Annotated in this window: 15 protein-coding genes and 1 pseudogene; 10 read left to right on the top strand and 6 right to left on the bottom strand. The window is 65.0% G+C overall.

Annotated elements, in window-relative coordinates:
• Window positions 1-40 precede the first annotated feature (40 nt).
• The gene (gene tnpC / locus CQW49_RS23635) at window positions 41-1660 is read left to right on the top strand and encodes an IS66 family transposase (RefSeq protein ID WP_003615380.1); all 1620 of its coding nucleotides are present in this window, start codon (window positions 41-43) and stop codon (window positions 1658-1660) included.
• Here tnpC and CQW49_RS25945 read toward each other — a convergent pair.
• The 4 genes from CQW49_RS25945 to tnpA are packed head-to-tail and all read right to left on the bottom strand — an operon-like array spanning window position 1561 to window position 3320.
• Window positions 1561-2049 (bottom strand): IS66 family transposase, encoded by a 489-nt coding sequence (locus CQW49_RS25945; protein ID WP_003615378.1) that lies wholly within the window; start codon window positions 2047-2049, stop codon window positions 1561-1563. The two genes, tnpC and CQW49_RS25945, sit on opposite strands and share 100 nt — an antisense overlap.
• A complete protein-coding gene (locus CQW49_RS25940; RefSeq protein ID WP_003615377.1) occupies window positions 2049-2513 on the bottom strand; it encodes an IS66 family transposase in 465 nt (154 codons plus the stop codon). Before CQW49_RS25940 ends, CQW49_RS25945 begins: the two co-directional genes overlap by 1 nt.
• Window positions 2514-2562: 49 nt before the next feature.
• Window positions 2563-2916: an IS66 family insertion sequence element accessory protein TnpB gene (gene tnpB, locus CQW49_RS23625; protein WP_003615375.1), complete on the bottom strand. Its 354-nt coding sequence runs from the start codon at window positions 2914-2916 to the stop codon at window positions 2563-2565.
• Window positions 2913-3320, bottom strand: coding sequence for an IS66-like element accessory protein TnpA (gene tnpA, locus CQW49_RS23620; protein ID WP_003615373.1), 408 nt, complete (start codon window positions 3318-3320; stop codon window positions 2913-2915). The genes tnpB and tnpA overlap by 4 nt, the downstream gene beginning before the upstream one ends.
• A 101-nt stretch (window positions 3321-3421) precedes the next feature.
• Here tnpA and CQW49_RS23615 point away from each other — a divergent pair, with 101 nt between their 5' ends.
• Both CQW49_RS23615 and CQW49_RS23610 read left to right on the top strand, forming a co-directional pair.
• Window positions 3422-4177, top strand: coding sequence for a glycosyltransferase (locus CQW49_RS23615; RefSeq protein ID WP_024750090.1), 756 nt, complete (start codon window positions 3422-3424; stop codon window positions 4175-4177).
• Window positions 4178-4677: 500 nt separating this feature from the next.
• Window positions 4678-5349 carry an IS6 family transposase gene (locus CQW49_RS23610; protein ID WP_024750089.1) on the top strand — a complete coding sequence of 224 codons (672 nt, stop codon included), beginning with the start codon at window positions 4678-4680 and terminating at the stop codon, window positions 5347-5349.
• 59 nt (window positions 5350-5408) lie between these two features.
• Here the strand turns inward: CQW49_RS23610 and CQW49_RS23605 are convergent.
• A pseudogene (locus CQW49_RS23605) lies at window positions 5409-5666 on the bottom strand (recombinase family protein); the annotation flags it as partial.
• A 154-nt stretch (window positions 5667-5820) separates the two neighbouring features.
• Here CQW49_RS23605 and CQW49_RS23600 point away from each other — a divergent pair.
• Window positions 5821-6769 (top strand): IS630 family transposase gene (locus CQW49_RS23600; RefSeq protein ID WP_099832124.1). Its coding sequence is split into 2 segments (ribosomal slippage): window positions 5821-6156 and window positions 6158-6769, totalling 948 coding nucleotides; the frame shifts between segments, so codons are not numbered across the junction.
• Window positions 6770-6782: 13 nt separating this feature from the next.
• Here the strand turns inward: CQW49_RS23600 and CQW49_RS23595 are convergent.
• Window positions 6783-8096 carry an ABC transporter permease gene (locus tag CQW49_RS23595; protein WP_099832123.1) on the bottom strand — a complete coding sequence of 438 codons (1314 nt, stop codon included), beginning with the start codon at window positions 8094-8096 and terminating at the stop codon, window positions 6783-6785.
• A gap of 575 nt (window positions 8097-8671) precedes the next feature.
• Here CQW49_RS23595 and CQW49_RS23585 point away from each other — a divergent pair.
• The 6 genes from CQW49_RS23585 to CQW49_RS23560 all read left to right on the top strand — a co-directional run bounded on the left by CQW49_RS23585 (window position 8672) and on the right by CQW49_RS23560 (window position 23909).
• Window positions 8672-8926, top strand: coding sequence for an MbtH family protein (locus tag CQW49_RS23585; protein ID WP_003615171.1), 255 nt, complete (start codon window positions 8672-8674; stop codon window positions 8924-8926).
• 11 nt (window positions 8927-8937) lie between these two features.
• A complete protein-coding gene (locus tag CQW49_RS23580) occupies window positions 8938-9678 on the top strand; it encodes a thioesterase II family protein (protein ID WP_024750087.1) in 741 nt (246 codons plus the stop codon).
• 52 nt (window positions 9679-9730) lie between these two features.
• Window positions 9731-10708 carry a TauD/TfdA family dioxygenase gene (locus CQW49_RS23575; RefSeq protein ID WP_003615168.1) on the top strand — a complete coding sequence of 326 codons (978 nt, stop codon included), beginning with the start codon at window positions 9731-9733 and terminating at the stop codon, window positions 10706-10708.
• A gap of 26 nt (window positions 10709-10734) precedes the next feature.
• A complete protein-coding gene (locus tag CQW49_RS23570; protein WP_003615167.1) occupies window positions 10735-16062 on the top strand; it encodes a non-ribosomal peptide synthetase in 5328 nt (1775 codons plus the stop codon).
• A complete protein-coding gene (locus CQW49_RS23565; protein ID WP_003615165.1) occupies window positions 16059-20585 on the top strand; it encodes a type I polyketide synthase in 4527 nt (1508 codons plus the stop codon). The genes CQW49_RS23570 and CQW49_RS23565 overlap by 4 nt, the downstream gene beginning before the upstream one ends.
• Window positions 20586-20663: 78 nt before the next feature.
• Window positions 20664-23909 (top strand): amino acid adenylation domain-containing protein, encoded by a 3246-nt coding sequence (locus CQW49_RS23560; RefSeq protein ID WP_244593454.1) that lies wholly within the window; start codon window positions 20664-20666, stop codon window positions 23907-23909.
• The last annotated feature ends 129 nt before the right edge of the window (window positions 23910-24038 follow it).

Genomic DNA, 24038 nt, shown 5'->3' with positions numbered 1-24038 from the left:
ATGCGGGACTTTCAGCAACGAAAGCGGTACCTTGCGCAGCATGATCGAGCGCTTCGGCGAGCTTCCTGACGACGTCGATGAACTGAAGGCGCTGGCGCGTGACGCCTTGGCGCGCGTCGATCGTTCAGAGACCGACGCGCAGGCATTGCGTTCGCAAACATCGAGCCTGACGGCGAAGGTCGAGGATCTCACGCAAACGAATGCGGTGGCGAAAGCCGAGATCGATCGGCTGACCTCGATCATCAAGACGCTTCATCGCGACCGCTTCGGGAAACGTTCCGAAAAGCTCGGCGCCGACGACGCCGAGCAACAGAGCTTCGTGTTCGAGGAAGTCGAAACCGGCCTCGCGGCGATCGACGCGCGTTTGGCCGCGAAGGCGGATTCCAAGCCGCGCAAGACGCCTCGCGACAAGCCGCGGTTTCCCTCGCATCTGGAGCGGGTCGAGGAAATCCTGGAGCCCGAGGTTCCCGAGGAGCTCCAGGGCAAGGAGCGGGTCGAGATCGGGCGGGAGGAGAGCGTCAGGCTCGATGTCGTGCGCGCGCGCTTCCGGTTGATCGTGACGATCCGGCCGAAATACGCCTACAAGGACCCCGCCGCGATCCTGCAAGCGCCGGCGCCCGAGCACATTGTGGAAGCCGGCCTGCCGACGGAAGCGCTGCTCGCGCAAGTCGCGGTGTCGAAATACGCCGACGGGCTGCCGCTCTACCGTCAGGAGGCCATCTACCTTCGCGACGGCGTCGAGCTGGGACGTTCGCTGATAGCGCAATGGATGGGCGCGGTTGGTTTCCACTTCGAGCCGCTCGCGGCGCATGTGCTCGCGCGCATCCGCGAGGGCGAACGGATCTTCGCCGACGAAACGACGCTGCCCACGCTGAGCCCCGGCGCCGGAAAGACCAAGACGTCCTGGTTGTGGGCCTATGCGCGGGATGATCGGCCGTTCGGAGGCGCGGGACCGCCGATGGTCGCCTATCGGTTCGAGGAGAGCCGATCCGGCGATTGCGCGGCGCGTCACCTCGGCGATTATCGCGGCATCCTGCAATGCGACGGCTATGCGGGATATCGCAAGCTCGCGGGCGCTCCTCATTCCAACGGGCTGCGTCTGGCCGGATGTTGGGCCCATCTGCGCCGCCGGTTCTTCGAGCTCCACGCGAACGGCGAGTCGATCGTCGCGACGGCGACGGTGGAGCAGATGAAGCTGCTGTGGGCCGTCGAGGAGGAGGTGCGCGGTCAGCCGCCGCAGGCGCGCCTGGCGGCGCGAAGGGCGACGTCGGGCGACATCGTGCAGGCATCGTTCGATCTCTGGGAGCGCGAGCTGCCGCGCATCTCCGGCAAATCGAAATTGGCCGAGGCGATCCGCTACGCCCGATCGCATCGAGCGGTTCTCGGACTCTTCCTCGACGATGGCCGCGTCGAAATCGACTCCAACATTGTCGAGCGGGCGATCCGGCCCCAGGCCATCACGCGCAAGAACTCACTCTTCGCCGGGTCCGCCGGCGGTGGGCGGACGTGGGCTTCCATCGCTACCATGCTTCAGACTTGCAAAGTGAACGGCGTCGATCCCTACGCCTGGGCCCAGCAGACCCTCGAACGAATCGCCGACCGATGGTCCAACAAGAACATCGAGGCGCTCATGCCCTGGAATTTCAAGCCTACCGAGTGAACGGCGCCGGGTGTGCGCTTACCGTCCATGAATAGACGGCCGGACAGCTTCATCAACGCGCTCATGCGCTCGACGATCGGCGCGAGGTGGAAGGCCGTCGTTCCCATCCAATCGGCGAGAACGGCGCGGTCGAGCATGATCCCATGGCGCGCGAAGACCTGCGATTGGCGGTAGAGCGGCATGTGCTCGCTGAACTTGGCGACCGCCACTCGAGCCAGCAGCGCCTCGGTGGGGATGCCGCCCTCGATCAGATGCGCGGGGGCCGGCGCCTGGGCGACGCCCGCGCATCCTTTCGGACAGGCGTAGCGGGGCCGCACGGTCTCGATGACGCGATATTGCGCCGGCGTCACGTCGAGGCGGCTGGAGCGGTCCTCGCCGATCCGAACCATCAGGCCGCAGCCGCAGGACAGGCGAGGCTCTCTGGCTCGATCACACGCTCGACACGCGGCAGATGAGCAGGAAAGGCGCGCGCGGCGCGGCCGGCGCGCGCGCTCGTCGCCGGGCGTCCCGAGCGGCGCGCGCGATCGTCCTCCCGCTCCTGGACTTCGGCGATGGCGATCTCGATATCTTCCAGAACGAGCTGCAACTGATCGGGATCGAGCTTCTCCGAACGTTTGCCGAAACGCGCGCGCTCATATTCCTTGACGAGCAGTTGCAGACGTTCGACCGTCTCCTTCGACGCTGCAAGCTCGCTCTCCGTGTGAAGGCGCGCGGCGAGTTCGTTCTCGGCGCGGCGATGCTCGCGATCGGCGCGGATGCGCTCGGCTTCGAGCATGTCGCGTTGAGCTTCGAACAATGCGCGCAGCTCGGCAGGAAGCTCTGCGAGTCTGGCGGGATCGAAGCTCGGCGTCATCTCGGCGATTCTATCGCAAGCGAGTCGCCGAATGAAGCCGAAGTTGCGATCAGCTCGCCGCGGTCGGCGTCGCCACGATCCGCTCGCCGACGCGCTTCCAGTGAAGCCCGTCGAACAGCGCTTCGAACTGAATCCGGCTCAATTGCAGGACGCCGTCGCTGATTTGCGGCCAAGAAAAACCGCCTTCGCCGAGACGCTTGTAGATCAGCACCAGTCCGGTTCCGTCCCACAGCAAAATCTTCAAGCGATCCATTCGCTTCGAGCGGAACACGACGATGAGGCCGGAATGCGGATCGAGTCCGAGCTTGTTCTGCGCCAGAGCGGCCAGCGCGTCATGCCCGCAGCGAAAATCGATGGGCCGCACCGCGAGCACGATCCGCAGCCCTTGTGACGGAATGATCATGCGCCACGCTCCAGCGCAGTCATGATCTCGGCGATGCGCGTCGACGCGGTGTCCTGCTCCAGCCGCAACACGACCTTGCCGACGACGATCTCGATCTTCGCATCGCCTTCGCTGTGAGCCGCGGGTTGCTCGAGCTCGATCTCCACGAACTCCGCGGGACCATCGGTCACCAGCGCGAGCCGCCCGGTGCGCGCCTGGCGGCGCCATTGCGTCAATTGCTGCGCGCATATCCGATATTTGCGCGCCACGTCGGCGACGCGCGCTCCAGGCGCGAGGCTCTCTCGCACGATCCGGCCCTTCAGCTCTTTCGACCACAGCCGATTGCCCGAACGTGAACGACGAAAATCCACACGTCCGACAAATCCCGCGCCAAAAGCCGTTTCGACCGTCGCATTCTCATTCATCTTCGGATCCTTCCAGAGACATGGCTGTCCCTCAGAAGAATCTCACATCCGAATATCCGCCCGAACCCGAAAAATCAATGGGGCCACAACGACGCTTACGGATGAAGCGCTTCCATTCGTTTCGAAAAAAGCTCGGACTGCCCCAGTCGCGCGAGGATTTCTTCCTTGATTTTGGCGGGAAGAGCAGCGCGTCGAAAATATTTGGTCTCTATTCACCCCGCTTCGCGCCGCGCCCGCTGGACGGGCCGGCGAATATGGAAGTTCCGGGCTTTCCCTTCTATGAGCCTCGAGACGAGGGAAGGCGCCGACTAAGCGAGTCATTGTGCGCTTTCCTGTCGTCGGGAAGCGCGCCAATCGTCTTCACCTTGGGTTCCTTCGCTCCACAAGTTTCAGGCGACTTCTACGACGTCAGCATAAGGGCGGCCCGCTCTCTCGGGCGTCGAGCTGTCTTGCTCGCCGGAGCGAAGGACGCCGAGAGGCTATCCGGCTCGGCTGGGCCAAACGAATTCGTCTGCTCCGAGGCGCCCCACGATGAACTCTTCCCTCATGCCTCTTGCGTGGTGCATCATGGCGGGATCGGAACGACCGCTCAAGCACTACGTGCAGGCAAGCCGCAATTGGTCGTTCCGTTTTTTGGCGACCAGCCAGACCATGGCGAGCGCGTCCGACGTCTGCGCCTCGGTCTAGCGTTGAAGCTCTCCAGCTATGATCTACGAAGCGTCACCCGTGCGCTCGCCGAACTCTGTGACGACAGCTATCTGCGCGCCGCACGGGACTTTGCCCTGTCGATTCGCGAAGAGCATGGCGTCGAAGCCGTCGCCGATTGGACAGAAAGCGTTTTAGGCCTCATGGCATGAGAGAATTGCCCCGAAAGGGAAGACTGACGAACTTGGCCAGTCGAACGCCCTTCCGTCGATTCGGCAAAGCGCCTCTTCGAGGCGAAAGTGGCGCGGACGCGCGCGAACGGGAGGCTCCGTGATCGACAATCTGGCTTCATCGTTTGCACTCGTCTGCGCCGCAACATATAGAGAGCTCAGTGCGCCACACCCCGCCTTTTTGGCCGGTATCCTATTAAGGCCTTGGGGATGCTCGAACGGAACCGCGGAAGCCCTCGGCCTTCGCAACAATCCTTTGCACGAAAATTCATATAGTCCGAATGCGCAAAGCATTATGACCTTTATCGCCCAGCGATGCGCGTTCCACTCGGGCGCATCTATGCAGATCGTGGGCTGATGGAGGCCACCCGTGGTCGGCCACGTTGAAATAGGAGGTGTAGCGCTGCTGGTTCTGTCGCGAATTTTTGTCGCAGGTCGGTTTGGGCTATAATTGCCGGCAGTGGAGCTGGCGGACGAGTGCGATGATTGATTTCAAGGGCAGCCATTTTGAACGCGACGTGATTCTGTGGGGCGTCCGCTGGTATGTGGCGTATCCGATGAGCTATCGTCAACTCGAGGAAATGATGGAAGAGCGAGGTGTCGAAGTCGACCATTCGACGCTCAACCGCTGGGTCGTCAAGTATGCTCCTTTGCTGGAGAAACAGTTCCACACTCGCAAGCGCTCGATCGGATCCAGCTGGCGTCTCGATGAGACCTACGTGAAAGTCAAAGGCTGCTGGAAATATCTGTATCGGGCGGTCGACAAGGCAGGCGGGACGGTGGATTTCCTGCTGACGGCCAAGAGGGACTGCAAAGCCGCGTTGCGCTTTTTGCGCAAGGCGATCGACCAGCATGGCGAGCCGGAGAAGATCACGATCGACAAGAGCGGCGCCAACACGGCAGCGATCGAACGCTACAATGCGGAGCATGAAGCGGATATCGAAATCCGCCGCATCAAATATCTCAATAATATCGTTGAGCAGGACCATCGAGCGGTGAAGCGGGTGACGCGGCCGATGTTGGGTTTCAAATCATTTCGATCCGCTGCTGCGACGCTTTCCGGCATCGAGCTCATGCATATGATCCGAAAGGACCAGTTGCGGACCAGGGGCGAATTGCGTCCAGCACAGCAGTTCTATGCCCTCGCGGCGTGAGCTGAAACACTCTCATACGCTCGTCGCGTCCATAGTCAAAATTTGCGACGGAACCACCTTGCTCCCATGGCGTCGATGCGTTCGAGAATGACCAGCAGGTCCTTGAGCGAGCGCGACAGCCGATCGAGCTTCCAAACGACGAGAGTGTCGCCGGCGCGCATCCGATCGAGCAGCTGATGCAGCTCCGGCCGATCCCATCTTCCGCCGGACGCCGTTTCCTCGAAGACCTTTTTGCAGCCGGCCTTTTTCAGCTCGCGGATTTGCGGCGCGGCTTCCTGGTCTTCGGACTTGGAGACACGGGCGTAGCCGAGCAGCATGATCGTCGCTTTTTCTCCGTCTATTTGGCAACCGAATTGAGTAAAGCACAAGCCGTTGATTTATAGAGCGTTTCACGCGTTTTTGGAATCGCGACGGATTCCCAAATTGAAGGGAACGTGATTCAAGATGCTGGCTGGGCGGAGGCCAGCATCTATGGTTCGACCTCTCTCCAATGATCTTCGCGAGCGTGTCGTCGCCGCTTCGGCGGCCGGCGAGAGCTGCCGTTCTGTGGCGCAGCGTTTCGGCGTGGCGGTGTCATCTGTCGTAAAATGGTCGCAGCGTCATCGATCGACGGGTTCAGTGGCTCCAGCCAAGATAGGTGGGCGTCGCAAGCCGACCCTGGAGCCGCATCGAGCCTTCATCCTCGAACGGATCGGGCAGACGCCGCATCTGACATTGCACGGGTTGAAAGACGAGCTGGCCGCGCGCGGCGTGAAGGTCTCTCATAACGCCGTGTGGCTGTTTCTGCGCCGCGAAGGCCTCTCGTTCAAAAAAAACGCTGTTCGCCCTCGAGCAGGCGCGTGACGACATCGCTCGCAAGCGTCGGCGCTGGCGATCATGGCAGGAGCGCCTCGATCCACAGCGCCTCGTCTTCATCGACGAGACCTGGATCAAGACCAACATGGCGCCGCTGCGCGGCTGGGGGGCCAAAGGCGTGCGCCTACGCGGTTTCGCCCCCCATGGCCACTGGCGCACACTCACATTTCTCGGCGCGCTGCGTCACGACCGTCTCGCTGCGCCTTGCGTCTTCGACGGCCCGATCAACGGAGAAAGCTTCCGCGCCTATGTCGAGCAGCAGCTCGTCCCGGCGCTCCGACCCGGCGATATCGTCATCATGGACAATCTCGGCAGCCACAAGTCCGCGGCCGTGCGACGCGCAATTCGAGCCGCTGGCGCAAGGCTCTGGTATCTGCCGCCCTACTCGCCCGATCTCAACCCGATCGAGCAGGCCTTCGCCAAGATCAAGCACTGGATGCGACAGGCCCAGAAGCGAACGATCGACGACACGTGGCGTCACGTCGGCAGCCTCGTCGAAGCGATCGAGCCTGGCGAATGCGCCAACTATCTTGCAAACGCCGGATACGCTTCCGTCAAAATGTGAAACGCTCATCGTTTCACTCCCGAGCGAGAGCGGCGACGGGCTCGAGCCGCGCCGCGCGCAATGCCGGCATGAAGCCGAAGACGAGGCCCGTCACCACCGCGCCGGCGGCGACGCCGATCACGGCGCCGACCAGTCCGCCGGCGCCTGAGATCATCATCGCTTCGGTGAGGAACTGGCGCAGAATGTCGATCGTGCGCGCGCCCGTCGCCATTCGGATGCCGATCTCGCGCGTTCGTTCGGTCACCGCCATCAGCATGACATTCATCACCCCGATGCCGCCGACGAAGAGCGAGATCGCGGCCGTGAAACCCAGCAGAAGGGTCAAGGCGTCCTGCGTGCGATTTTGCGCCTCGATCGTGGCGGCCTTGTTGAAGACCCGGAAGTCATGCGCATGGTGAGCCTTCTCGAGAACGGCGGCGATCGCGTCCGCCGTCTCGTCGGCGCGCGCGAGATCGTCGACCAGCACCGAGATCCATGAGAGCTCCTTCTTTCCGAAGACGCGTATGCTGCCTGTCGAAAAGGGAAAAACGATCGTGTCGTCGTCGTCGCTGTTCCCAGACAGCGCGCCTTTGCTCGACAACACGCCGATCACCTGGAACGGCACATCGTTCACGAGAATCATTTTCCCAATAGGATTTTCTCCGTCGGAAAAGAGTCGTGCGGCGAGCTTGGAGCCGATTGTCGCGACGGTCGCCAGAGCGCGCTCGTCCTCCTTCGCGAAGAACACGCCAGCTTCGACGGACCAGTTCAGAATGCGCGGGAAATCCGTCGTGATCGCGACCCCGTTCGCGCCATAGTCGACATTGCCCGCGCGCACCAACACCTGTCCCTCGAGATAAGGCATGGCGGCGGCGATGTTCGGGACGTCGCGGACGATGTCGGCGTCGGCGGCGAGCAGCCGCCCGGCCAAGCCGTGGCCGCTGCCGCCGCCTGGAATCACATACATGCGATTGGTCCCGAAAACGGCGAGCTGCGACAGCACCGCCCGTTTGGCGCCTTCGCCGATCGCGAGGAGCGCGATGACCGACGCGATGCCGAGGATGATGCCGAGCAAGGTGAGGCCGGTTCGAAACGGATTGGCGGCGAGGGTCCGACCTCCCGCATGCACCGCTTCGCGTATGTCGAGGAGGAATGACGAGCCGACATCGTCGTCGAGACCGGGCTGCGCGAAATCGGCGTCGCGCTTCACAACCTCCGACTCGTCGTCCGAAATGATCGTCCCGTCGCGGATCTCGATGATCCGATCAGCGGCTTTGGCGATCTCGAGGTCGTGCGTGATCAGTATGACCGTATGGCCCTCCGCGGCGAGCTCGGCGAAGAGCGCCATGACCTCGGCGCCCGTCGCGCTGTCGAGTCCGCGTCGATGACGCCGACGGTCGTCCCGCCATCGGCGCTCGCGCGGAGCGCCGTCACGGGGGCGATGACCGCGCCCTTCGTCTGCGCCGCGACGAAGAAGACCTGAGTTCGGAGCGGGCCCGGCCACGCCGCGCCGACGCAAACTTCGTCTTGCGAGAGGACCTGCGTCACGCCCGATGCGGCGCTCGGAACATTCAGTGAACTTGAAGCCATCGGAACCTCGCCCTCGGCGGGACCGCTTCCGCCTCTCTTAGACATGACGAATAAGCGACCGCAATTCTGCATTTTTCCGTGAGGGAATTTATCGATGCGATCGTCGAGGCGGCTTTGGGCGGCGCGAAACGGGGCCGCCTTTCGCGGGCGTTTGCATTGCAGGCTCTGCATCGCGCTTGCTGCGGGCCGCGCCGGAACCTCGTGTGCTTCTCCGCGTCGATCGGCAACTAAACAAATCGAAAGCTGCCACGTCTTTGTAGACAGCGACGCGCGTCGCTGCGGACGGCGACGCGGAGCGCGAGAGCGCCTTTCGTTCATTTCCCGAGGATTCTCATGTCGACCAGCTGCTTCGATCGCGAGGACGAGACCTTCATCGTACTCGTCAATCACGAGGAACAATATTCTATCTGGCCTCACTGGAAGGCCGTGCCCGGCGGATGGAAAGCCGTCGAGGGCGTCAAGGGCGACAAGAAAACCGTTCTCGAATATGTCGAGAAGACATGGACCGACATGCGTCCGTTGTCGTTGCGCAAGTGGATGGACGAACAGGCCGCGAAGACCGCGCAGCGCTCCACAGCGAACGCTTGACGGCTAAACTCATGGGGACCCCGTTCATCGATCTGCTGGCTCTGCCTTGCGCAGGAGCGAGCGCGACCATGTATCTGCGCTGGCGTCGCTCGATGCCGCCGTGGATCCGGGTCGTTCCCGTTGAGCTGCCGGGGCGCGGCATTCGGATGGGCGAGCCTTTCGTCGAAGATTTCGATCGTCTCGTCGCGCAGATCAGTGACGAGCACGCCGCGTCGATGCGCGGCCGCTACGCCTTGTTCGGACACAGTATGGGCGCGTTGCTGGCCTATTGCGTCGCGCAGCGCCAGCATGCTCTGGCCGGACCTCTACCCCGTGCGGTGTTCGTGTCCGCCAGCCCCGCGCCTTCGCGCCGCGATCCGGGTCGCTTCGTCGGCAAGGACGACGACGCGGCTCTGATCGCCGATCTGCGCAAGCAGGGTGGCACGCCCGAGGAAGTGTTCGCCAGCAGCGAGCTGCTGCGCCTGACGCTGAACACGCTGGCCGCCGATTACCGCGTCTGCGCGAGCTTTCGCTATCGCGCGGGCGAACCGATCTTCGCGCCGATTCATGTCTTCGCCGGACGCGAGGACGATATCGCTGCGGAGCGCATCGAGGCGTGGCGGCGCGAGGCGGGCGACGTGTGCACATTAGACTGGTTCGACGGCGGGCATTTCTTCATTCGGCAGCAAGAGCAGCAGGTGATCGCCGCGGTCGTGCGTGAGCTGACGCATCGGTTTTCCGGAGCCGATCATGTCGCCACAGCGTCCGCGTGAGCCCTGGCGCACCGCTGCTGGCCTGTTGACGCAATGGCGCGGGAGCATTGATATGATCGAGTTGAAGTCCCGTTTCGTGCGCAAGGCGCCGCCCGGTTCCGATCTGCCGGCGTTGATCGAGCCGGCGGAGCGCGGCGAGCCGCTGCTCGAGGCTCTTCCGCGCCTGCGTTCCGAGATCGAGGCGCAGGTCGCCACGGTCGGCGGCGTCCTGCTGCGCGGATTCGATGTGCCGTCGGTCGAGAGCTTTCGCGCGTTCGCGACGGCCTTCGACCATCCGTTGCTGAGCTACGAGTTTGGCTCGACTCCGCGAACGGAAGTGGGCGGCGGAGTCTACACGACCACCGAATATCCGGCGCACCAATCGATCCCATTGCACAATGAGCAGGCTTACACCCGCATGTGGCCGATGAAAGCATGGTTCCATTGCGTCACGCCCGCGGCCGAAGGGGGAGAGACGCCGATCGCTGACAGCCGATCGATCTACCGGCGCATGCCCGCGCGGATCCGGGACCGCTTTGCGCCCGGGATCGTCTATGTGCGGAATTACGGCGACTTCGACGTGTGCTGGCAGAAGGTGTTCAACTCCGAACGCCGCGATGACGTCGAAGCCTTTTGCCGCAAAGCCGGCATCAACTGGGAGTGGAAGGCGGATGGCGATCTACGCACCTTTCAACTCTGCCAAGCCATCGAGACCCATCCTGTCACTGGCGAGACGGTGTGGTTCAATCAGGCGCATCTCTTCCATATTTCCAATCTGCAGGTCGAGGTGCGCGAGTCGCTCGAGGATCTGCTCGGCGTCGAAAATTTGCCGCGCAACGCCTTTTTCGCCGATGGCTCGCCAATTCCCGACGAGATGCTCGACGATGTGCGCGCCGTGCTCGACGCGGAGTCGGTGTCGTTTCCTTGGGAGAAGGGCGACGTCATGATGCTCGACAACATGCTCGTCGCCCATGCGCGCGCGCCGTTCAAGGGACCGCGGAACGTGGTGGTGGCGATGGCGGGATCCCACAGCAATCTGGGTAGGTTCTGAACGCTTCGACGAGCAGGGGAAGACCGATGACGACACGACCCGCGTCGCATGGGAGCGCGTTCGACGATCCAGCGAATTTTGTGGAATGCCTGCAGCGCCTCGCCGCGACGCGGCCCGAGGACGAGGCGCTGACCGTCGTCGTGGAGCGTAACGGCGAAGTCGTCGAGACAACCTCGACCTATCGCGCATTCGTCCTGCGCGTGCAGGCGCTCGCCGCCGTGCTGCAGCGTCGCTTCGAGACGGGCGATCGCGTCATGATCCTGCTCGACAATGACGAGAATTATGCGGTCGGCCTGTTCGCCTGTTTCCACGCCGGCGTGATCGCGGTTCCTGTGTTCCCGCCGGAGTCGACGCGCCCGCAGCATCTCGCGCGGCTCGCCGGAATCGCCGCCGACGCGCGAGCGCGCGGCGTCCTGACCGCGAGCGCGCTTCTGGCGCAGGTCGGCGCCGCCGCGGGCCATTTCGGCGCGCTGGAGCTCGTCGTGGTGGACGAGGTCGATCCCGCGGGGGCGGGCGATTGGCGTCCGCGTGAGCCGGCGGCGGCGGACATCGCTTTCCTGCAATACACCTCCGGCTCCACATCCGCGCCCAAAGGCGTGATGGTGACGCACGACAATCTAATGGCCAATGAGCGGGCTATCCGCGAGGGACTCTCGATCGGCGCCGACGACAAGCTCGGCGTATGGTCTCCGTTGTTCCACGACATGGGACTGATCGGCGGCTTGCTGCAGCCATTCTATAGCGGCATACCGTGCGTGCTGTCGTCGCCGCGCTTTTTCCTGGAGCGTCCGCTGCGTTGGCTGGAGATGATCTCGCGCCATCGCGTGACGATCAGCGGCGGCCCAGACTTCGCATATCGCTTGTGCCTCGATCGAATCAAGGAGACACAGCTCGAGAGGCTGGATCTGTCGTGCTGGCGCGTGGCCTACACCGGCGCCGAGCCGGTGCGGCCGGACACGATGGAGGCCTTCGTCGAGCGTTTCGCTTCCGCCGGCTTCCGCGCCGACGCGGTTCATCCCTGTTACGGCCTCGCCGAAGCGACGCTCTACGTCACCGGGGGCGGCCGCGGCGCCGGCATATCGGTGAACCGCTTCGACGGCGAGGCGCTCGCGATGCGACGCGTCGCGACCAATGTCGACGGCGTGGCGCTGGTCGGTTGCGGCGCCTCGCCCTCGCGGCACGAGATACGAATCGTCGAACCGCAAACGGGCGAAAGCGCCGAGGAGGGCGCGATCGGCGAAATCTGGGCGGCCGGGCCGAGCATAGCGGCGGGCTACTGGAACAAGCCGCGCGAGAGCGCCGAAGCCTTCGTCGAGCGGGACGGCGTCCGCTGGCTCCGCACGGGAGATCTCGGCTTCCTGCACGACAGTCAGCTGTTCGTGGCCGGTCGGCTGAAAGACATGATCATCGTGCGCGGGCACAATATCTATCCGCAGGACGTCGAGCGCGCGGTCGAAACCGAAGTGGAAGCGGTCCGCAAGGGCAGGGTGACCGCCTTCGCGGTCGCGATGGATGGGCAGGAAGGCGTCGGCGTCGCGGCGGAAGTATCGCTCGGGCTGCAGAAGCTCGTGCCGGCGCAAGCGCTGGTGGACGCCGTGAGCGCGGCGGTGAGCGAGCAATGCGGCGAGGCGCCGAAAGTGGTCGTGCTGCTCAATCCCGGCGCATTGCCCAAGACCTCCAGCGGCAAGCTGCAGCGCGCCGCCTGTCGTAACGGCTGGGCCGAGCGTTCGCTGGACGCCTATGCGCTGTTCGAGGGCGGGCGTTTCGTTTTCGGCGACGGGCGGACCGGGAGCGGTCCGGCGACCGGCGAGCGCGCGAGCGGGGACGAGACGCACGCGCTGGCGGAGATATGGCGTGAGGCGCTCGGACATGAATCGACGCGCCGATACGCCGAGGACGCGCATTTCTTCACCCTGGGCGGCAGTTCGCTGGCGGCCGCGCGACTTGCGGCGCGCGTCTCGCAGAAATGGGACATCGATTTCACGGTCCGTCACGTCTTCGAGCGCCCGCGCCTGCAGGAGCAAGCCGAGGGCGTTCGGGCGTGCCAGAGCGCCGGCGCGCGAACGACGCGCATTCCGGTCTTGCCACCGGAGCGCCGCGGCGAGCCCTCGCCTTTGTCCCCGGCCCAGCAGCGGCAATGGTTCTTGTGGCGGCTCGATCCGCAGAGCACGGCCTATCACATCCAATGCGTGCTGCGGATTGCCGGCGCGCTCGATGTCGACGTCATGCGCGAGGCCGTCGCAGAGCTGGGGCGGCGGCACGATTCGCTGCGCTGCGTGTTTCGCGCGCGCACGGATGGCGAAGCGGAACAGATTGTTCGCGCCGATGTTTCGCTGGATTTGAAACTGATCGACCTGCGCGACGTCGCGAAGGATCGACGCGAGGCGCGCGCGGCGGAGACGCTGCGCGAGCTCGACGCCCAGCGCTTCGATCTCACATGCGGGCCTCTGGCGCGTGCGGCCCTCGTGCGGTTGGACGACCAGGCGTATGTGCTCGCGCTGGTGACGCATCACATCGTCTCGGATGGGGCGTCGATGCAGATCCTCGTGGATGATCTGGCCGCGCTCTATGCGGCGCGGGTCGCGGGAGCGTCGCCTCCGCAATCGCCGGCGCTTCATTACACGGACTACGCGGCGTGGCGGCGCGAGCATCCGGACGTGGAGGCGCACGAGAGGCAATTGGCCTTTTGGCGCGAGCGGCTGGACGTGGCGCCGGGCGAGGCTCAGCCGGTTCTCGCCCTGCAGACCGATCATCCCCGCCCAACGGTCGCCCGATATGCCGCGGGGCATCACCGATTCGAGCTGCCGGCAGATGTGCTGATCGGGCTGCGTCGGCAGGCGGAGAGTCGGGGCGCGACGCTATTCATGGCGTTGTTGGCTGCATTCCAGGCGCTGCTGCATCGCTACACCGGACAGAATGACATTCGCGTCGGCGTGCCGGTCGCCAACCGCGGCCGCCCGGAGCTGAGAAGCGTCGTCGGCCTATTCGTCAACACGCTCGTGTTGCGGACTGTCGTCGATGGACGAATGAGCTTCTCCCATGTGCTGGAAGAGGTCAGAGAGGCGGCGATCGGCGCCCAGGCGAATCAGGACCTGCCTTTCGAGCAGCTCGTCGAAGCGCTTCAGCCTGAGCGCAGTCTCAGCCACAGCCCGCTGTTCCAGGTGATGTTCAATCATCTTCAAGCGGACTACGGCGAATTTGCGTATCGGACCGGCTTGGCCGTCGAGGGACAACTGCTGTCCGAACAGGCCGCGCAGTTCGAGCTGACGCTGGACACGCGGGAGCATTCGGACGGGCGCGTTAGCGCTCATCTGACTTATGCGCGCGAATTATTCGAGCCTTCGCGCATCGAGCGTCTGGCGGGCCACTATCTCGCGCTGCTGCGGACCTTGTCCGATCGTCCCGAGCTGGCGCTCGGCGAAATCGTCATTCAAAACGCCGAAGAATTGCGGCGGCTCGCGCAATTGGGCGAAAATCGCGAGCGCTATCCGAGCGCCGAGCCCGTTCATCGGCTGATCGAGCGCCGAGCCGCGCAGCAGCCGGACGCGACCGCCCTGATCCTGGGCGCGGCCACGATGAGCTATGGTGAGCTCGATCGTCGGGCCAATCGCCTCGCGCACCGCTTGATCGCGCTGGATGTCGGACCCGAGCGGCGCGTGGGGCTCGCTGTGGAGCGTTCGATCGACATGATCGTCGGCCTGCTCGCAGTACTGAAGGCGGGAGGAGCCTTCGTTCCTCTCGATCCGCGCTATCCGGCCAAGCGGCTCGCCGACATGATGGAGGACAGCCGGATCGAGCTCGTGCTCACACAAATCCACGTCCGGGAGCGGCTCGGCGTCGGACCGGCGAAGACCGTGCTGGCGGTGGACGAGCTGGATCTCCGCACGGAGCCCGATCATGCGCCCAGCATGACGCTGCACGGCAAAGCGCTCGCTTATGTGATTTACACTTCCGGCTCGACGGGCAGGGCGAAGGGCGTCGCGGTCGCGCACCACGCGCTGGCCGAGCACGCCCGGCTGTCGGCTGCATTCTCGAGCCTCGTTCCGGACGACCGGATGCTCCAATTCGCGACGCTGAGTTTCGACGGCTTCATCGAGCAGCTGTTTCCGCCGCTGCTGGTCGGGGCGAGCGTCGTGCTGCGCGGGCCCGAGCTGTGGAGCCCGGATGAGTTCCTGCATGAGCTGCGCGAGCGCCGCATCAGCATCGTCGATCTGCCGACGGCCTATTGGCTCACTCTGATCCAATCCTTCGCCCGTGCCGATCGCAAGGACTATGGCAGCCTTCGGGAAGTTCATATCGGCGGCGAAGCGATGCCGTCGGAGGCGGCGCCGATCTGGCGCGAGGCGGGTCTCTGCGACGTGAAGCTGCTCAACACTTACGGTCCGACCGAGGCGGTGGTGGTCGCCTCGCTGCTCGATTGCGCGCCCTTCATCGCCGGCGAGCGCGCGCCGCCGCTGCACATGCCGATCGGCCGACCATTGCCGGGCCGCAGCTTGCGCGTGCTGGACGCCGATCTGCAGCCGGCGCCGCTCGGCGTCGCCGGCGAGCTGTGCATCGGCGGCCCGTTGCTCGCGCGCGGCTATCTGGACCGCCCGGGACTGACCGCGGAGCGGTTCGTGGCCGATCCGTTCGACGCGGCCGGCGGTCGTCTCTACCGCACGGGCGACCGCGTGCGTTGGAACGTCGATGGAGATCTCGAATATCTCGGGCGCCTCGACCAACAGGTGAAAATTCGCGGATTTCGCGTCGAACCGGGCGAGATCGAAGCGAAATTGCTGGCGCAGCCCGAGGTGCGGGAAGCGGTGGTCGTGGCGAAGGACGCGCGGCTGCTCGCTTACGTATCGCCGCAGGCGGGACAGGCGATCGATGTGATCGAGCTGCGCGCACGATTGGCGAGCATGTTGCCCGACTACCTGACGCCCGGCTCGATCATGCTGCTTGAATCCTTGCCGCTCGGCCCCAACGGCAAGTTGGATCGCCGCGCGCTGCCGGCGCCGGAACGTCCGAGCCAGCTCGCATTCGAGGCGCCGCAAGGCGAAGTCGAGGAGGTGCTGGCGCGGCTCTGGGCCGAGACTCTCGGGATCGAGCGCGTCGGCCGCCGCGACAATTTCTTCGAGCTCGGCGGCCATTCGCTGCTGCTGTTGAAGCTGCATCAGCGCCTCGACGGCCAGGGTTTCGCGGTGGCGCCTTCGGTCATCGACTTCTTTCGCTATCCGACGATCGAGTCCCTGGCGGCGTTTCTGAGCGGTCGAGCGGCGGCCGGCGATTCGAGGCAGATGATAGCGGAACGGGCGGCGCGGCAAAGGCAGGCGTTTCTGCCGCGCCGGCCGAGCGCGGAGAGGACGAGGACATGAGCGGTTCATCCGAAGCGCAGACAGGCGTGGAGATTGCCGTCGTCGGCATGGCCGGTCGCTTTCCCGACGCGCCGGACGTCGAGGTTCTGTGGCGCAATGTCTGCGACGGAGTCGAGTCAGTCAGGCCGCTGAGCGACGCGAGCTTGCGCGCATGCGGCGTCGCCGCCGCAGCTCTCGCCGATCCTAGCTATGTCAAGAACGGCGTCGTGCTGCCAGACGTCGATCTGTTCGACGCCGACTTTTTCGGCTACTCGCCGCGCGAGGCCGAACGCATCGACCCGCAGCAGCGCTTGTTCCTCGAGACGGCATGGCAGGCCCTGGAGCACGCCGGATATGGCGCGGGCGCCGGCTCCGCCTTGGTCGGCGTATACGCCGGCAGCGGCCCGAGCCTCTATCTGCTGCGGCATCTCCTGCCGTCGATAGACTTGCGCGAGAGCGACATCGCGTCGGTGCTCGGCCTGCTGAACGGCAGCGATCACGATTCTCTGGCCACTCGCGTCGCGTACAAGCTCGATTTGCGCGGGCCGGCGGTTTGCGTGCAGACGGCATGCTCCACGTCGCTGGCGGCGGTGCATCTCGCATGCAGAGGCCTCCTGAACCATGAAGCCGACATGGCGCTGGCGGGAGGCGTCTGGCTCAATCTCCTTCAGGGCCGCGGCTACCGCTATCAGCCCGGCGCCATCTTGTCGCCGGACGGTCATTGCCGCGCCTTCGACGCCGCGGCGGCTGGCACCACGATCGGCAGCGGCGTCGGAGTGGTCGTGCTCAAGCGTCTGGCGGAGGCGATCACCGACGGCGACACCATTCATGCCGTGATCAAGGGGTCGGCGATCAACAACGACGGCGCCGCGAAGGTCGGCTACACGGCGCCGAGCATCGATGGTCAGACGGCGGTAGTCCTCGCCGCGCTGGCGATGGCCGATGTGGGCGCCGACACGATCGACTATGTGGAGGCGCATGGAACCGGCACGACGCTCGGCGATCCGATCGAGATCGCCGCGCTGACCGAGGCGTTCCGCGCCGGCCCCGACCGCAAGGGTCATTGCGCCATCGGCTCGGTGAAAACCAATGTCGGACATCTCGACGCCGCGGCTGGCGTCACTGCGCTGATAAAGACAGTGATGGCGCTCGAGCGCCGTATTCTGCCGCCCAGCCGCAATTTCGAGCGGTCCAATCCGCAGATCGATTTCGCCAACGGCCCATTCTACGTGAACACGGAGGCGAAGCCCTGGCCGGAATCGGCGACGCCGCGGCGAGCCGGCGTCAGCTCCTTCGGCATGGGCGGAACCAATGTGCATCTCGTGCTGGAGGAGGCGCCCTCGGCCTCCGACGGCGTGGAGGCTCCGGAAAGCGTCGCGTCGTCCGGAAGATTGCACGCGCTGATGCTCTCGACTGGCAGCGCATCGTCGCTGGACGCCGCGGGCCTCGAGCTCGCGCGCCATTTCGAGCTGCGACCGGATCAACGGATGGCCGATGTGGCGTATACGTTGCGCGAGGGCCGCAAGCGCTTCGATCATCGCGCGGTCGCGCTCGTGCGTGACCGAGAGGCGGCGATCCGCGCGCTGACGCGGCGCGATCCCACCGCCTTTTTCAAAGGCGAGGCTTTGTCGGCGCGCCCCACTGTGGCATTTCTGTTCCCCGGCCAGGGAGCGCAGCATGTGGACATGGGCCGCGCGCTCTATGAACGCGATTTCGGGTTCCGAGAGACAATAGACCATTGCTGCGAGCTGTTGCGGCCGCATCTCGGGCAGGACTTGCGCGCGCTGCTGTATCCGGTTGCAGGCGAAGCCGACGCTGCGACGAGGCTGGCCCGGACCGACATCGCTCAACCGGCGCTGTTCGTCGTGGAATATGCGTTGGCGCAATGGTGGATGCGACAGGGCGTGCGGCCCGACGCGATGCTCGGGCACAGCGTCGGCGAATATGTGGCCGCCTGCGTGGCCGGCGTGTTCGCACTGGAAGACGCGTTGGCTGTCATCGCCGCGCGCGGTCGCCTGATGCAGGCGATGGAGCCCGGCGCCATGCTGACAGTCGGCATGGCGGAGGTCGAATTGCCGGCCGATCTCACGGGTTGCGAGCTGGCGGCGGTCAACGCATCGGACGTCTGCGTCCTTTCGGGACCGACTACCGCGATCGACTCCGCCGAGCGCGCGCTCGCGGGCCGCGGCGTCGCCGTCCGGCGCCTGCATGTGTCGAGAGCTTTCCACTCCGTGATGGTCGAGCCGATGCTCGGCGCGTTCGAGGCGCTCCTCTCGTGCATTGCGCTCTCCGCGCCGCAAATTCCCTTCGTCTCGAATCTGACCGGACGCTGGATCACGGCCGACGACGCGCGCGATCCGGCCTATTGGGCGCGTCACCTGCGCGGCGTCGTGCGGTTCGCGGACGGGCTGGACGAGCTACTGGCAAAGCCCGATCGCGTGCTGCTCGAAGTCGGACCGGGCGAGACTCTGTGCGCTTTTGCGCGCCGCCATCCAGGGCTCGGGAGGCGACCCGCGCTCGCGTCGCAACGCCATCCTCGGCAGGCGGGGCAAGACGCCGATCAGCCGGCGCGTTGCGTGGCGCAGCTGTGGATCGCCGGCGTCGATGTGGAGGCTGCAGATCTTTTGCGCGGAGTGTCGGGTCGTCGCGTGCCGCTACCGACCTATCCGTTCGAGCGCCGGTCGTACTGGGTCGAGACGCCGAAGGAGCGCTCGGGCGCGACTCCGGATAAGCCCGGTTTCGCCGCGGGCAATATTGCCGATTGGTTCTATGCGCCGACTTGGAAACGCATTCGGCCTCCTTCCGCGACGAGTGGCGAAAGGCGGAGCGGGTGCATTCTGGTGATGGGCGATTCCGGCAACGACTTGACCGAGCGCTTGCACGGAGCCTTGCAGGTCGCCGCGGGCCGGGTCGTGGTCCGAGCGGAGCGGGGGCCAGAGTTCGCTCGGCTCGGTGAGCGTCGCTACGCCGTGCGGATCGGCGCGCGCGACGACATGGAGCAGCTTCTGCGTCACATCGACGCCGAGACCGGACCGCTCTCCGACATCTGCCATATGTGGAATGTCGATCTTTGCGATACGCCGCCGTTGGACGAGGCGCTCGAGCGCGGCTTCTTCAGCCTGCTCGCCCTCGCGCAGGCGCTCGGAACGACGGGCGGGCGCAAGGTTTCGCTGACAGTGGTTGCAAGCCGGCTCTGGGACGTGACAGGCGCCGAGCCTTCGTGCCCCGAAAAAGCGACTCTGCTCGGGCCTTGCAAGGTCATCCCGCAAGAATACCCGCATATCGCCTGCCGTGTGATCGACGTGCCGCCGCCAACGGATTCCGGGGCCCTGGAAAGGCTCGCACGGCAGATCGCCGCCGAAATCGGCGCGCCGGTCGAGGAACCGATCGTCGCTTATCGAGGCGCGCACCGCTGGGCTCGGACGTTCGAGCCGCTGCGCATCGAAACACCGAGTTCCAGTTTGTTGCGCAAGAACGGCGTCTATCTGATCACGGGCGGCTTGGGCGGCGTCGGTCACGCGCTGGCGCGTTATCTCGCCGAGCGGTGGCAGGCGCGATTGGCGCTGGTCGGACGGAACATCTTGCCGGACCAAACCGAGGCTGCGGCCGAGCTGGAAGCGCTCGGCGCCGAGGTTCTGATTCTTCGAGCCGACGTGACCGACGCGACCCAATTGCGCGCCGTCGTCGACGAGACCCGCCGCTGCTTCGGCGATCTGCATGGAGTCGTGCATGCGGCAGGCGTAGCGGGCGGCGGCATGATCGCGCAGCGCCAACGCGCCGCGGTCGAGAAAGTGTTTGCTCCGAAGATTCGAGGCCTGAGAAATCTCATGGCCACGCTGGACGGGAAGTCGCTCGACTTCGTCTTGCTGTGCTCCTCTCTGAGCGCGATCACCGGCGATTTCGGCCAAGTCGATTATTGTGCGGCCAATTGCTTTCTCGATGCGCTCGCGTCCGAAGAGACGCGTCGCGGCAAGACGCCCATTCTTTCAGTCAACTGGGATGCCTGGCGCGGAGTGGGGATGGCTGCGAGCCAGAGCTTGCCCGATGGCGTCGGCATCGCGCCGACGCAGGCCGGCCCGCTGCTCGAGAGATTATTATCCGATCCGCTCGGCGCGCGCGTGGTGATTTCCACCATCGATCTCGACCAACAGTTCGCGCAGGCGCGTTGCGCGCTCGCCAATCGCTTGTCGTCCGTTCTCCCGACGAAGCAGCGGGCGCATCCACGTCCTGATCTCCAGACGATATACGTTCCACCTTCCGATGAGCTGGAGGAGCGCCTTCTCGATCTGTGGGAAGAATTTCTCGGAATTTCGTCGATCGGGATCGAGGACAACCTTTTCGAACTCGGCGGCGACTCGTTGCTGGCGATCCAGCTACTGGCGAAGGTGCGCCATGCCTATGGCGTCGAGATTCATCCAGCCGCCTTCTTCGAGCGACCGACGACCGCGGCTCTCGCTCTGCTCGTCGAGGAAGCGCTGATCGAGGAGATCGAGACGGAAGCCGTCGACCCCGAGACGGCGCAACGCAGCTCTGCAACCGTATGAGAAGCATTCATGCCCGAGACGAATAAGCGCGCCGAACGACGAGCGAGACTCAGTCCCGAGCAGCGTGTCGAGTTGGCGATGCGGTTGCGAGGCGAGAGCGACGTCGCCGCGGTGCGTCACGTCATCCCACGCCGTCGTCACGACCAGCACGGCCCGCTCTCTTTCGCGCAACAACGCTTGTGGTTTCTCTGGAAACTCGATCCCGATGGCGTCGCATATAACTTGAGCGGTGGACTGCATTTGATCGGGGCGCTCGATGTCGCAGCGCTCCGGGTCGCCCTCGACGGTCTCGTCGCCCGCCATGAGTCGTTACGGACGGTTTTCCGAGAGGGGCATGACGGCGGCGTGGAGCAGATAGTCTCACCGCGAAGCGAGATCGTGCTTCCCTATGTCGACGTGAGCGGCGGCGATGCGGAAACGCGTGAGCGTCGCATATGCGATGAAGCGCTGCAGTTGCGTGTGACGCCATTCGATCTCGGGGCAGGTCCGCTGATGCGTGCGGCGCTGTTTCGCGCCGAGATGGATGAGCATCGGTTGATCGTGGTGATGCACCATATCATTTCGGACGCGCAGTCCACGCAGATCATGCTCGATGAGCTGCCGGAGCTGTATCGAGCGAGCTTGCGGAAGGAGACGCCGCAGCTCCCCGAGAGCGCCATCCGCTATATCGACTACGCGGCTTGGCAGCGCGAATGGATGGCCGGTCCGGAGGGAGAACGACAGCTCGGCTGGTGGAAGGCGCAGCTGAGCAATGGCGCTCCGGCCCTCGCGCTCGCGACCGATCGGCCGCGCAATGCGGACGGCCGGTACGCCGCCGCGACGCACGCCGTCGAGATGCATGACGGATTGGCGGCGAGGCTGCGCCAGAGAACGCAGTCGTTCGGGGCGACGCTGTTCATTGGGCTTCTCGCGGCGGTTCAGGCGTTATTGTTTCGCTATACCGGCGACGAGGACATTCGCGTAGGCGTGCCGATCGCCAATCGCAATCGTGCGGAGATCGCCGGAACCGTCGGCTTCTTCGTGAACACGCAGGTCTTGCGCGCTGAGCTCGACGGACGTGTCACGCTTGCCGATCTGCTGCGCCGGACGCGCGACGCGGCCTTTGGCGCGCAAGCGCATCAAGATCTGCCATTCGAACGCTTGGTGGAGGTGCTGCAGCCTGTCCGCAGCGACGTTCAGACGCCGATGTTTCACCTTGTCTTCAACCATCTTCGCCGCGAAAGCGGGGGGCTTCGGGCATGGCCTGGGGCTTCGGCGCAACGATTGGACTTCGATGCGCAGGCTGCGCAGTTCGAGCTCACTTTGGAAACCTGCGAGGATTCGGATGGGCGGTTGATGGTGACGTTCAGCTATGCGCGGGAGCTGTTCGATGCGGCGACGATCGAGCGGATGGCGGGGCATTACATGGCGCTGCTGGAGGCGCTGGCGGAGCGGCCGGATCAGGCGGTCGGCGACGTCGATCTGCTGGGCGCGGCGGAGCGGGGGCGGTTGCTGGAATGGGGGGCGAATGATCGGCGGTTTTCGGATGTGGAGCCGGTGCATCGGCTGTTCGAGCGTCAGGCGCGGAGCCATCCGGAAGCGGTCGCTGTGACGTTCGAGGGCGCGTCGCTCACCTATGGCGAGCTGAACGCGCGCGCCAACCGTCTGGCGCATCGGCTGATCGCTCTCGGCGTGAAGCCTGATGGGCTGGTGGGCGTCGCGGTGGAGCGCTCGCTCGAGATGGTGGTGAGCCTTCTGGCGGTTCTGAAGGCGGGCGGGGCCTATGTTCCGCTGGACCCGGACTATCCGGCGGATCGTCTGGCCTATATGGCGCAGGACAGCGGGATCGCTCTTCTGCTGACGCAGGCGAGGGTGAAGGAGCGTCTTTCATTCGCGGCGGGTCTGACGACGCTGGAGCTGGATCGGCTCGATGTCGACGACCAATCCGATCTCGATCCTTCGGTCGCGGTTCACGCCGAGAGCCTCGCCTATGTGATCTACACGTCAGGATCCACCGGACGGCCCAAAGGCGTGGCGATCCGGCATCGGTCATTGGCGAGCTGCATGATGTGGATGCAGGACGCCTATGGCCTCGCCGGCGCCGACGCCGTGCTGCACAAGGCGCCTTTCGGCTTCGACGTGTCGGTGTGGGAGATCTTCTGGCCGCTGACCTCGGGCGCGCGCCTGGTCGTGGCGAATCCAGGAGATCATCGGGACCCCGAGCGGATCGTCGAACTGATCCGTCGGCACGAGATCACGACATTGAACTTCGTGCCGGCGATGCTGCAGGCCTTTCTGGCGCATGAGGGGGTCGAGGAGCGGACGCGGCTGCGCCATGTGATCTGCGGCGGCGAGGCGATGCCGGCGGCGACGCAGCGTGAAGCCTTGCAGCGGCTGCACGGAGCGAGCCTGGAGAATCTGTATGGGCCGACCGAGACGACGATCCATGTCACGCAATGGCGTTGCCGCGACGACGGTCGCAGCCGCGTTCCGATCGGGCGGCCGATCGCCGAGACGCAGGCTCATGTTCTGGACGAGGGCTTGGCTCCGACGCCTGTGGGCGTCTCCGGCGAGCTGTATATAGGGGGAGAATTGCTGGCGCGCGGCTATCTGCATCGCGCCGGGCTGAGCGCGGAGCGGTTCATCGCCGATCCGTTCGACGATCGAGGCGGCCGGCTGTATCGCACCGGCGATCTGGCGCGGTGGAGCAGCGAGGGCGAGCTGGAATATCTCGGGCGGCTCGACGATCAGGTGAAGGTTCGCGGGTTCCGCGTCGAGCTGGGCGAGATCGAGGCGCAGCTGCTGGCGCAATCGGAGGTCCGTGAGGCGGCGGTGGTCGCGCAGGCCGGCCCGGGGGGCTCCCGGCTCGTCGGCTATGTATCGGCCGCGTCGGGACGAACGATCGATCCCTCGGCGCTGCGGGCCCGTCTTCGTGAGCGGCTGCCGGATCATATGACGCCGAGCGCGATCGTGGTGCTGGAGAGCCTGCCGCTGAATGCGAATGGCAAGATCGATCGCAAGGCGCTGCCGGCGGCGGAGTTCGTGAGCGACCGCGGCTATGAGGCGCCGCAGGGCGAGGTCGAGGAAGCGCTGGCGGCGATCTGGGCGGAGACGCTCGGCGTCGAGCGCATCGGACGCAACGACAATTTCTTCGAGCTCGGCGGCGATTCGATCTCGGCCGTGCAGCTCGTCACACGAGCGCGAAGACGGTTGCGAGTGAATTTGGCCGTTCGTGATGTCTTTGAAAATTCCACGCTGACAGAAATGGCGCGCGGCGTGCGTGTGGCAGGCGAAGAAGCGCTGTTAGAAATCAATTGCTTCATCGACAATCTGGAGGGCGTTTGATGGAAAGCGCTGCAGCCCGTCGAATCGCGGAACGCTTTATCACCCTGTCTCTGGAACAGCGTCACGCAGTATACGAGCGGATCAGATCCCAGGGCTTCACCATCGACGAGTTTCCAATTCTGCCTCGTG

The sequence above is a fragment of the Methylosinus trichosporium OB3b genome (assembly GCF_002752655.1).
GTDB lineage: Bacteria > Pseudomonadota > Alphaproteobacteria > Rhizobiales > Beijerinckiaceae > Methylosinus > Methylosinus trichosporium.
The sequence above is the reverse complement of the archived record's forward strand: the minus strand, read 5'-3'. Positions and strand labels throughout refer to the sequence as shown.